The 13047-nt window shown below is 25.9% G+C and carries 8 protein-coding genes; 1 reads left to right on the forward strand and 7 read right to left on the reverse strand.

Translation table 4 applies throughout. The annotated features are described in order from the left end of the window. The first annotated feature begins 200 nt into the window (after positions 1–200). Positions 201–1067: an Mbov_0400 family ICE element protein gene (locus tag Q346_RS0103455; protein WP_027333077.1), complete on the forward strand. Its 867-nt coding sequence runs from the start codon at positions 201–203 to the stop codon at positions 1065–1067. Positions 1068–1089: 22 nt separating this feature from the next. Here Q346_RS0103455 and Q346_RS0103460 read toward each other — a convergent pair whose 3' ends face one another. Genes Q346_RS0103460 through Q346_RS0103490 form a run of 7 tightly spaced genes read right to left on the reverse strand, consistent with a single transcriptional unit; the run spans position 1090 to position 12516 of the window. Further along, positions 1090–5346 (reverse strand): Mbov_0399 family ICE element protein, encoded by a 4257-nt coding sequence (locus Q346_RS0103460; protein ID WP_027333078.1) that lies wholly within the window; start codon positions 5344–5346, stop codon positions 1090–1092. A 21-nt stretch (positions 5347–5367) separates the two neighbouring features. Then, complete coding sequence (locus Q346_RS03970; protein ID WP_036438105.1) at positions 5368–5772, reverse strand: single-stranded DNA-binding protein; 405 nt, start codon at positions 5770–5772, stop codon at positions 5368–5370. Further along, positions 5772–6410 (reverse strand): Mbov_0398 family ICE element protein, encoded by a 639-nt coding sequence (locus tag Q346_RS0103470; RefSeq protein ID WP_027333079.1) that lies wholly within the window; start codon positions 6408–6410, stop codon positions 5772–5774. Before Q346_RS0103470 ends, Q346_RS03970 begins: the two co-directional genes overlap by 1 nt. 2 nt (positions 6411–6412) lie before the next feature. Then, positions 6413–9178 (reverse strand): Mbov_0397 family ICE element conjugal transfer ATPase, encoded by a 2766-nt coding sequence (locus Q346_RS0103475; RefSeq protein ID WP_027333080.1) that lies wholly within the window; start codon positions 9176–9178, stop codon positions 6413–6415. Between the two features lie 12 nt (positions 9179–9190). Next, positions 9191–10522 (reverse strand): Mbov_0396 family ICE element transmembrane protein, encoded by a 1332-nt coding sequence (locus Q346_RS0103480; protein ID WP_027333081.1) that lies wholly within the window; start codon positions 10520–10522, stop codon positions 9191–9193. Between the two features lie 10 nt (positions 10523–10532). Further along, positions 10533–10814, reverse strand: a complete 282-nt coding sequence (locus Q346_RS0103485; RefSeq protein ID WP_027333082.1) for an Mbov_0395 family pilin-like conjugal transfer protein — start codon at positions 10812–10814, stop codon at positions 10533–10535. 37 nt (positions 10815–10851) lie between these two features. Continuing rightward, on the reverse strand, positions 10852–12516 hold the full coding sequence (locus Q346_RS0103490) for a CDS14 family ICE transfer lipoprotein (RefSeq protein ID WP_027333083.1): 1665 nt from the start codon (positions 12514–12516) through the stop codon (positions 10852–10854). Between the last annotated feature and the right edge of the window lie 531 nt (positions 12517–13047).

The raw sequence follows: 13047 nt of genomic DNA on the forward strand, positions 1-13047 counted from the left end.
TATAAAGAATGGATAATAAAGTCGGTTGCGAGGTGATATTATCTGTTAAATATCTTTATATGGCGCAGTATCCTTTAAATCAGGCTATATCAAATTTTCCCGGAATTAGTATAGTGTTAAGAGATTTAAAGACGCCGGAGTGATAAGTGAAGGTATTAATTACCTTCTTTTTTTGTATAATGAAATTATAAGGAGGTCTTATGTTCGCAGTTTTTCAATGATGAAAAAAGAATAAAATTACCAATCAAAATAGAAGTATTTTCTTTGATCTTTATGGAAATCTAATTAAACCTTATGGAAAAAATAGTAATCAAAATATACGTCCAATTATTGTTTTTGAATATGGTGATGATGTTTATTATTTAACGTGTCGTTCTAAAAAAGAAGGAAGAAAAAAATATATTAGTGAAATTGAAATTGCAGATCCTAATTTACCAAATACCAGTTTTATTACAACTAATGTCATTCATAAAATGGATAAAATGCTTTTTAATTCAATTTATAAAGAAAAAGAAATATTGAATTTAAAGTGTTTATCATCTAAAAATTCTAAAAAAATTATTCAAAAATTACATAATACTATTATTCAAAACCAAAAATACACTTTCGTTGACGTTAAACTTAATAAGAACAAATATATTATTAGTGATGTGTTATTTTCAACAATTACCAAAGAAAATAAATCTAAATTTAATTATCAAGAAAATAAAAATTTAATTGCTAAAATTCAAAATTTATATGATTTAACTTTCAAAGAAGAATTGGCTAATCAATATATTAAATCAACAAATGATGACGACTTTTGAAAAGCATATCACGAATTAAAATTAACTAAGCAAGAATTGAAAGAATTAGAAAATTCACTAAATGAGAAAAATAATGAATGAATAGATGATGATCCCATAATTCAGTACGCTAAAAGTTTAGAAGAAGATGATTGAATAACTGATGAAAAAGAAGATGAAGAGAATTATATAAATCATCACAATTACTATCTAAATGAAAATGAAGAAGAAAACGAAGAACAAAAAGAAATTCCTTATGAAGAACCAACCTTATCACTTTAACTAAAAAATAGCCTTTTTCAGGCTATTTTTTCTTTTTTGATCCTAATTTTCTTTTGTTTGCTTTCCCAAAAGTTCAACCATTTTTTCTTTTATATCAAATATAAAGTCCCAGTCCTAGTCCAAATGAAGCAATAATTCCAAAGAATACACCAACACTAATTCATATATTCCTTTTAATTCTTTGTGCTTTCTCATTTTCTATTTCCTCATCTATTTTATGACTATTATTATCTTCTTCACTATCACCGTTATTATCATTATTATTAATTTCGTCTATGACTTTTTTGTTATCTTCATCATCTTTAATTACATCAATAATTGTTCTATCATCATCAGAACTATTTAAAGTTATTTTAACAGTATTAAAGATATTCCCATAACCAAAATCCTCAACATTTTCACTATTTGGTAAGAGAATAAATTGTTTTCAAAAATGATAATATTTATTTAATTTATTTAAATCTAAATTACTTTCATATCTCATTAAACTTAAAATATTTTGTTTTTGTTGACTCAATTTAGCATTTAAGTCTAAATTTAAAGTATTGAAAGGTATTTCTATATTTCTATAAGTTTTATGCGCTTCTAAATAAACTTTTCTTTTTTCAATTGCACTTCTAATTTCTGCATATTCATCATCATTTAATTTTTCATCATTTAAGTCCATTATTAAATCTAGTCAATATGGTTCATAATTAATCATATAAATATTTAAGTCACTATCTAAAATTAAATTTAATGACTCTAACTTACTTTTCATAAATTCGACTAATTGCTTTTGAATTTCTTTAATTTTAATTGTCTTCAAACTTAACTTTTCATCTAATAATAAATATGACAAGTTTTGTAAATTAAATTTACCACCATCACCTATATTTTTAAAGTATAAAACTTTTTCATTTTTTAAATTTGCATTAAGTCCTTTTAAACTAATTTCAATTGTTTTATCTAATGCTTTTCCACGCATAAGATATGTGATTTGTGATGCTAACTTATCAATATAAACATCTTTATCTAATCATATTTCAATTTCTTTACCTTCATTTCTAGTCTTATTTTGATAATTTAATAATTCAGTTTCAATTAACTCTCTCACTTTATTCTCAACTGCATCACGATATCTTTTATCAATTTCTCAACTAAACAACCCTTCTTCCACAAAATCTGCTTTATTTAATTCAAATTCAAAATAATCATTTATCTCTAATGTACTTAAATCGATCGGTGGATTATATTCGTGTCAAGCAGTATTTTTTAAATAAATCTCTTTTTCACTATTCGCATACTTACCTTTCCCTTTTAAAAGCAATTTAACGCCCCTATAATCAGCAAAGTCTTCGTCAGTATACAATTTTACCTTTGCTAAATTTTCATAAAACCTTTGCTTATTTAAAAGCGAACTATCAAGGGGTAAAACCACATAATCTTCATTTCTAATCAAATTCTTTGTTTGTAAATTATTTTTTAAATTAAAGTCTAATCACTCGTTAACTTTATTTTCAATTTCTGTAATATCGGTTAATCCATTTAAATTATCAAAATCGCTTCATTCATAATCATTAAAAATATCTTTTGCATAATCAATTTGACTTAAATTTTCCACATTCGCACTACTTATTACCATTTCATTATATAAAGGTAAAATTTCATTATAAGTTAAGTTATTAATTACTTCACTATTAAATGATTTAGCTAATCTTAATCAATTTTCAAAATAAGTCCCCAACTTACTTTCTCAAAAATTAGTAAAGTGCAAACTTAAAGATAAATTTTCATTATCTTTTTTATTGTCAATTTCATCTAAAAAATAATTATAAGGACTATTATTTTTATCAATTAAAACTAATTCCATATTTGAAATTGTGTGCTCAGTTTCAGCAGTAATTAGTCATATTCCTTCATTTGATATATAAGCATTTTCACCTTCTGCATTTTCTACATCAAATGTTTCTCATTCCTGCTCTTCGGCACTTAATCACTTATTTTGTGCTTTATCATATAACTTAATCCGTGCATATGATGTTTCAGCTAATCCTGTTTTCTTAATGTTTTCATCAATTGTTAAACTTCTTAATGCACCCTTACCTAATACAGACGCATTCGCAAAAATTCCATAATCATTCAAATTTTGCATATTCGGGTATCAAAATTTTAGTGTTCTAGTTATTTTTTCACTTAATGCATTTTGTGGTATTCACACTAATTGTTGTTTAGTCCCAGTTTTTACATTAATTTCGGGATCATATTTTGGATTTAACACCTTATTTCCATATTGATCTCTTAATTCATTTCCATTTTCATCACTTAAATATTTAGTAATTAACTCTTTCTGTTTTGGATTATTCTCAGGATCTCACGCAAAATATTTAATATTTTGATTTAATGCCTGCTCCACAATTACAAACTCTATCTTATAAGTACTTACCGGCTCATCATTATTATTCGAACCTGCTCTATATTTTTTAATCTCAACTACATAATGATTTTTTGCTTTTGGTTCAGTTTCACTATCACTATCATTTTCATCATCACTATTATTTGCACTATCTCTTAAATCTTTTAAGTCATATTCAAACACTCGATTTAAAACATCAATTTTCTTTCCATTAATGAATAGAATTTCACTTTCACTTTTATTTGTATTGAAAATTACTTTTAAGGGACTATGAACTAATCATTTCCCACCATAATTTCCACTTTTATTTTTAAGTTTTACAGGTACATCATCTGCAAATTGATGTTCCACACTTCAATTTTCATTTTGGATCTCTCATAAAGAAACATCTCTTACAACTTTTCCATAATTAAAACTCAACCGACTCACAAATCCATTTTCACCATAAGTGTCATAAATTGCACTCGGACTTAAAGCAACCGGTATATTTTGTATTACACCAATTCCATTTTCACTTAATAAATTATGAAACAAATAATAAAGTCTTCTTAAATCTTCTTTTTGACTATTATCACTATGACTATTTACAAATAAAAATTGTTTTTCTTTCGCACTTAAATTCTCTATTGAACTAAAAGCATAATCACCATTAATTTCTTTATTAATTAGACTTAAAAAATCATTTGATATGTCACTATCACCCTTAAAAATATTCTTTACTTTGAAAATTAAATCAAATGCATCTCCTGCTTTATTTACTTTCATATCATAACTATATTTCAGTCTTAAATTACTATTAGGGATTGTCATTTCACCATTCATTGTTTGAATAATTTCTAATAACTTTTCCTTATTGCTTTTACCATTAATATAGATTGATTTATCAATTGAACTATTCAAAGTCCCCATTGTATCACTCTTTAAAATAATTTTTTGACTATTATTTTTAACATTAAAAGCATTAAATAATTTTTGTTTATGATTAATAACATTTAAATTATTTAATGAACTAATTAATTTAATTGCACTATTAATTTCTAATCCATTTCATTTTTTAACTTTCGCATTAAAATTTAAATTTTGACTTTCTATATTAAAAATTAAAGTTTTATTTTTTTTGAAATAAGGTAATAAATAATCTTTACTATTTGGGTGATTGCTTTCTCAATCCCGGCTACCAGCAAAAGCAGTTTTAACATAAATATCACCAGGTAATTTATTTTTAATTTGTACCTTTGGATTAATTTTTAATTTTAAATTAATACTATCAGCAATTAATTCGTTTTCTTTCATATATTGATACATTTGTCATAACAAAATTTGATTACTTATATTTTTAACATCACTATTATCAATAATAATTTTTTGTCTTCAATTTAGTTCCCTATTCCGTTTTCGATAGTCATATTTACCTAAATTAATTTGAAAATCACTTCCTTTTGTTTGATTTCATTGATAAGGAACTTGAAAAGAACTATCAATATTAGGTATATTCGCTTTCCCCGTTATTTGCATTGAAAAAGGGAAATAACCACTATTTAATTGATCTTCATTATAGATAAATTGATTAATATGTTTTTCTAAATAATTATCATAATCTTTAATATCAATTAAATTTTCAACTCCATTAACCCCTCAAAAAATATCATTTCTATCTAAAAAATAATTGAATTGTTTATTGATATTAAATGTATAGCTAAAATTTGAACTTCCTATTAATTGTTTCACATAATCACTATCTGCATATCGACTATAACTATTATTAATTTCATAATATTTTTGACTATTATTATTTGTAATTGATAAAAAAGCGACAGGAATTAACCCACCGCCACCAACTATTAATATCATTTTAGAAAGTTTATGTTGTTTTTTTGTTTTCAAACTTCACCCCCTCATATTTTTTTACATTTCAATATTATATGTTTCAATAATTCTTTGAATTTCTGCTTCCTGCTCTTTTAATTTATTCATTTCTTTTTCATAAAGTGCTTCTTCAATCATTCGGTCTTTCTTATTTTTGACACTATAAACTATTTTTTCAGCGACTATTTGCATTCCATATTCAACTTTTCCATCTTTTTCATATATACTCGTTTGAACTTTTCCTTCGACTTCAATTAGATCCCCCAATTTAACATATTGAATAAAATTATCAGCAATTTTATCTCAACAAAACACCCTAATAAAGTCAGTTCGATTATTTTTATATTCTTTAACTGCTAAAACAAAAATTAAGGGATGTTTTTTCGTTAGTCTTTCATTAAATTTTTCACTCGCTAATCTTCCAGTTAAAACAATCTTATTCATTAATTCTCACCTCCCGCATCTTCTTCAAAGTATTTATCATCATAAATATTGATATCATTCACTAAATCATCTCACTCATTCTCTCCTAATTGACCTAGGAACTGTTCGAATGTTTGCTTATCTTTTAAAACTTTCTTTTGCATCTTATTTAGTCACTTATTATTCTCTTTACTTAATTCATTTCGCATATATTTTTCAAAGAAATCAGGTTCCTTCAACAATTCACTCCCCGGATTGTTTAATGTTTCTTTATTAAATTTCACCCCAGGCAATAAAGCATTTAATACCATATTTAACTTTTGATGTAATATCACAATTTCTAATTCTAAATTTTGAAATCTCCGGGTAATTTGCATTGAAAAAGGAGTTAGTGACGCTCAATTCGCTTTTCTTAATGCGTAAAATAAGTCAGTTTTAAGTATTTTCAATGAATCGTTTTTCTCTTCATTTACCATATAGTCCTTCACGATCTTATTTATCATTTGATAAGGACTTTTACCTTCTTTTTTTCATTTCTGTATATATTTATCATATAAATAAATATCACTTTCATCTACAAAGCGCCCCGTAAAACTAATTGCTTTTCTCTTACTTTCTTTTTCTAATTCTTTATTTTCAACTGCTCTTAATTCAGCCAATTTTAACCTCCATAATATTTAAAGAATAGTTCTTTTTCTATATCGTTATAGTGTAAATTAAGTTTTATTCTTTGATTACTATTCAGTGCGAATAAACACTTACCTTTTTTCGCATCATTTAGAAATCTAATTTCACTTCTTAATAATTGATTATTATTCCTAAATAAATTTTGAATTTTATCTAAATCACCACTTTTAAGTCCAAAAAATACTGCATATTGACTATTCTCAATAATTCTTTCTGCATCACTACTTACCTTATGATTAACAGTAAAGTCGCCCGGATTTTGTGTTGTAAAAATCATCCCAGCATAGAATTTTCTATATGTTTTGGTATTTGCAATCATATATTTTAAAATTGCAGGATTATCAGGATCAATATATAAGTGTGCTTCATCTACAATTACTGCCGCGAACTTTACATTTTCCATAATTTCATCATTACTTAATAATGATTTATTTGTTTTTTGTCTATATTCATTTAAGCGTTTTTCATTTTCTAAATAATTATTGAAGACAATTTCATTAACAAAGTTTAATAAACACATCGACGCTAATTTAGACGCTAAATCATCAGCACCATTAACTAAATTTTGTGTATTAAATACCACAAAATCATTTTTCAAGTTAATATTCGTCGGTCTATTGAATAACTCCTCATATTTCCCGTTATTTGTAAATAGAAAACTTAATACTTCTTTAATTTCATTTAAAAAACTTTGTTTTTCATCACCATTACTATATTGTGATACATCATATTTTTTAATAAATTCAATTAAGTCGCTAATTAACGGTCATTTATCATTTTCAATATCATCTAATTTATTAAGTCGGTAAATTCCAAAACTTTCATATAACTCTTTAATAATTTGTTGGAGCAAAATTCACTCTCTGTCATTTAAATTTAACAACATCTTAAAATAAGTTTCTAATCACGCTAAATGATTATTAATTAAAACTGTTATATGATTAACGTCACCTTTTACACTATATCTTACCTGCAAGGGATTAATATTTGTTTGATAACCTATTCCTAAATCGATAATTTGACCGTTTAACTTTTGCGCCAAATCAATATATTCTGCCTGTGGATCAATTACAATCACTTTATTATTTGTTAATAATTGATTAACTAATAATTTTTTAGTAAAAGTTGTTTTTCCTTTCCCAGATGTGCCTAAAATAAACATATTGAAATTTGTTCGATTTGTATATGCTAAATTAAAGAGTTTAAAGATTACCGGCATTCCATCTGCACTATTTTTACCTAATAATAAAGCAGAGTCATCATTATAATTTTCATAAATAAATGGATAACCTATTCCTAAATTTAAAGAAGTCATTTGGTATGCTTCCTTTTTCATTTGCTCGAACGGACAATTCATAGCTTCCATCATTGCGATTAATTGACGATATCTTAAATCATTCAATTTAATTTTGTATTTTGATGCTAAATTGCGATTATATCTTTTTATATTCAATAACTCTTTATAATCATTTGCTTTATTAATTACATAAATATTTGTATTAAATGCTTTTTGATTATCTTTATTAATTTGATAAATTAAATTACTTATTGCCTCTTCATTCACCGATCCAATTGTTTTTTGACTATATGAATTTGTTGCCGCCTGTCGATCTAAACTATTGACAAATGACTTATCTAAATATTTATTAATTAATTCATTGCTTAATGGATAACTATTCCAGATAATCGTCCCCTGCATATTGAAAAATGCTCTTAATCATCCCTCATCTAGTTCATATGGTAATTTCGCAATTGAATTCAGTGCATAATAATCATTATCAATTATTAAATGATCTTTTTTGAGTCTTACTTCATCATAAGCAAAAATTGTATCTAAACTATGTGCTTTATTAAAGTTTTGGCTTAAATGTTCGATAAATCATAAATACTTATCTCAGTCTAATTTAAAGTTATTTAAACTTACTAAAAACTCTAATAATTTATCACTTTCTAAAATTTCATATTCCAATCCAATTTCATCCATTCTCATTAATAATGTATCTGTATTTTCATATAAATTATTTAAAGTTAAACCATTAATAATTAGATAGTAATTTTCAATGATTGTGTCATTATCTAACATTTCAAGATCATTTTTCACACTTTGATAATATTTTTCTCATATTTCATCTTTATATTTAATCTTTTCATATTGTTTTAAAAACTCAATATTCTTTTTATAATCTGCTTTTTCATCTAATTTCACAAAAGAAATTTTTGCTTTTGCCTGTTTTAATACATTTGCGAATAAATATAGAAAGTTTTCTTTCGTTTCTGCATCCTCATTATAGATATTAAGTCCTTTAATTTTAATCACACTAAAATAATTTGGTGTCGTGTTAGTTTGAAGTGCTAAATATTTATTTAACTTATGTGCCACCACTCTTTCATTTGCTAAATGTGAATAAGGATTTAAATTCTGTGTCATACGTCCTTTAACATCACTTCTTTTTCACTTTTTCGGCATTGTTAAATATAAAAACTTCCGATAGATCAATACATAATTTTTACAATTATTACGGTAATTAGGAAGAATTAATGGACTAAAAATTACAGCTAATCCCAAGGTAATTACAGGTAAAAGTCACGGAATTGTAATTTGAAAAATTTTAATCACTAAAACTGCAATAATTAATGACAAAATTAGAATTGCTAATAATTCAACTGCCGTTCTTAATTTTAGTCACCGTGTAATAAATACTTCTTTTTTCGTTAATCTTTCAGGTTGCAACTCACTCACTTTATCTTCCTCCTATTTTCTAACACCCAAGAATTTAGCTACTTTTTGCGCTCTTCCTATTCTCTTATCATATCTACCAACATTATCTAACATCTTCTGTGCTGTTTTAGTATCGCCTTTTTCCATTGCTTTATCAAACACATCATCTGCTTTTTTAGTTTTGTGTTGATTTTTATCTATTGAATTTTGTGTCATTTCTCTTCCTTTTTGTACTCCTTCTTTACCTTTTCTATATACATTACCAACACTATTATTACCTCAATTTACCTCAACACCCACAAAAGAAGCAAACAATTCAGGTAATTTATCTAATGATTTCAATACACCAACTCATACTAAAATTAATAGAATTGCATTAATTAACCCTTCGAAAATAGAAAGTATTGTGTAAGTTAAAGGGGGGACATTTGATCTCGCATTTTGCATAAAAGGAGTAAATAAATTATTAGTCACTAAACTTACAAATATTCCTACAAAAATAAATGCTAATAAAATGATCGGTCCAACAATTAAATTATTGAAAAACTTTTCTTTTCATATTTGCACCCGTTTTCCGCCATCAATTAATGAGAACGCTGGCATAAATGGAAAGATAATAAACAAGATATAAACAATAAACATCTTCTCTAATACTAAATAGAAAATTTTTACCAAAGGAATAAATAATAAAATACTTCCTGCTAATAATAACAATCCAGATGTCAAACCAATTCCAAACGCATTATCATTAAAAAAACTCCCATTCTTTACAAAATTTCCAGTAAAACCTCCACCCAATCAAAAACTAGCAGAATTAGGATCAGGATCTAATTTTCCCTGTCAATTCAAAGGAAATGTGCTTTCAGCAAAATTCGCCACAAAATCTCACCCCAACATTGTTCCATCACTATTTTTCAAAAATGCATTTAATAATTGACTTAAAATCACATTAAAGAAAAGAATTAATAATTGAAACACTAATAATAGTAAGACAGACTTCCCACTCGCCTTTGCCGCTTCTCGTACCATTACATTCACTTTTCCCGAATCACTTTCTAATGATGTCTTAATAATCAATGTAAAGAAACATAATACTCATATGACAATTGACACAATTAAAAACTGCATATATGGTCTTATCGTAATAAATGAATTAAAAATATCACTAGTCCCACTTTTAATTCCAAATAGTGCTAAAACAGGTAAATCAATCACTAATAATTTAATGATATTTATAAATAACACCATTAATAAAAATAATATTGCAGCAATTCAAGCACAAACCGTTCAAATTGCTCCACCAAGAAGCAATCCAAATCCATTTATGATCGGATTAACTATTGCCTTAATTACTCAACCAAACATTTATTTCAACCTAACCACTAATTTTCATCATCGCATTAATTACTTCATAAATCGCAAACGCCGACAAAATTAAAATAATTGTTACTCCACATCAAATCATCCGTTTTCAATTTTCAGCTCTTTTCTGTGTGTCCTGTGCTTCTAATTTTCCATTTTGGAATGAAATCACCACAATTTGAATAATTGCAACTAAAACCATCACCCCAGATAATGCAATAAATATAGAACGCACAAATGTCTCTGCAAAAGTTCCTAATGCACTATATGTATTATTATCAATTTTTGTAATCATTCTTCCTCCTATTTTTGTATAAAAAAGGAACTAATACCTAACTATTAGTTCCTGTAAAATCTAAATTTGGACTAAATTTGTTTTTTATATGTCGATTATATTTCATCACATAACCATTTCTTACACTCTCACTATCACTCCGTAAGTTTTCAATTTCACCTAAATATAGCACAAAATGATTATTGCTATCTTTTGCAACCTCGCTATATCATTTAGGATTAGTCTTAGAATTGACATTATTTTTCGCCGCAATTTCAATTGCTTTCAACATATAACTATAAACTAAATTAGCCTTCATTGTTTTATTAGTTAAAAATAATTGCGTCTCCATATTTAACTCATCCACACTTTGATTAGTTAATTTAAAGACAGGTAAAAGTCCTTCATAAAGTAAATTATAAGCGAATAATCAAGTATTCATTACATCACTCTCTTTTTGTGTAGCAAATACTTTGCTTATTGTATTCTTACTATCATTATATGCCTCATACTCGTGCAATAAATGATTATTAAAGTCGATAAAGTCCGCAGTAATCTCAATTAATTTTTTGCTTAATTTTTCAAATCTCGTTTTTAATGAACTATCGATATTTTCATATCTTAATTCTTCACCATCTCTTTTTTGCTTATTAATCTTAATTAAACTATCTAATCAATTCAATAAAACACCATAAAAGACAATTTCTTTTTTTCTCTGTTTAAATAAATTTAATGGAGTATGGAACATATCAAAAAGTAATGGATATCAAGTCCCTCATACTGTCATATCAGTATTACTTACTCTTTCAACATAATCCGTATCATTACTATCACGGTAGTCATAGAAATTAACTGCACCATATTTACTATTTAAATTACTGTTACTTCCTAAACTAAATGGTAATAAAAAGAACTTCGCACTTTCACTATTATATTTAGTTTCCATTGACTCAATATAATTCGTTAATTTATTTTTTTCTTTACTTTTACTATCATCCATTGAATCAATTAAAAACATTCTAAAAACAAAATTTATATTTGGACTAAAAAGAATATCACTATTCCCGATATTAAGCAGTTTCAATTCATTATTATCAAAACCTAAAATTTGAATTTTTCCTAATAGGAATTCAATTGCCTCTTCAATTTCATCTAAATTCTCTCTATTATCACTATCAATATCATAATAAAGATTTCTTATAATATTTCATAAATAACTTTGTGTTGAAATTGTATCAAACTCAAATCTATTATTTGGATTTGTCGCATTTCATTTAAATTCACTATGACTATTCAATCAATTTTCTATATCATCACTGCTTTTTTCGTGACTCGCACTATAAGATGAAAACACTCTAAATCGATAATTGTCATTACCTCAATTTTCTTTTACTCTCTTATAACTTAAATTTGGACTATCTATGTAATCGAAGTTTTGGAAGAAATATCTATTATTCGGCTTTAAAAATCTTTCACCCTTTGATTGATACTCAACTAAATTTAAAGTTTTCTTTAATTGTTGAATTTCTGCGCTTTCAGGACTCTCAGGCTTCGTTTGACTTCCAGACCCCCCAGAACTCGTCCCCCCTGTATCTTTCTTTGGAGGTATTAATACCGGTGGCATTCCAATTTGGCCTAGTCCAAAACAGCTCATCGTTATTGATGGTACTAAAACTATTGAACTTACTGCTAATAATTTATTTCATTTTAGTCTTTTTCTCATCTTTTTTCATCCCTTTATTTCGACTTTTTTTAACTAATAAAATTTTACAAAAACCATTCAAAAATTTATTTGTTTTCCTTACTTTTTAGCCTTATTTTTAATTATTTTTCTGCGTATAAAGAATATTAACGGGTAAATCCACACCAGTCCACAAATCACCACCAACCCAATTTTGATTTTATTAGCAGTTTCTAAATCAATTTCTGCTTTTTGTACTGTTATATCAAGTCCTATTCAATATATACCTATGAATAGCATTAAAATAATTATGAATCCTAAATATCATCCGAAATACTTTCATTTTAAATATTTCGGTAAGTCTAAAAAGCAATCTCTTTTTTTCTTTATTTTTCTGCTCCTTTCATTAAGTCAAGAATTGTATGTTGACTTATAGATGCGTAAATATTAATTAAGTCTATGAATTTTTTATAAAGGAGTTCATTTTTGCAAACAATTTTTTAAAGACAACAAAATAGAAAGGAAAAATAACTTATGAAAATTTTTAAATTAATGATTATGGTGTATGTGTTT

The organism is Mycoplasmopsis gallinarum DSM 19816 (genome assembly GCF_000621085.1).
GTDB classification, from domain to species: Bacteria; Bacillota_I; Bacilli_A; order Mycoplasmatales; family Metamycoplasmataceae; genus Mycoplasmopsis; species Mycoplasmopsis gallinarum.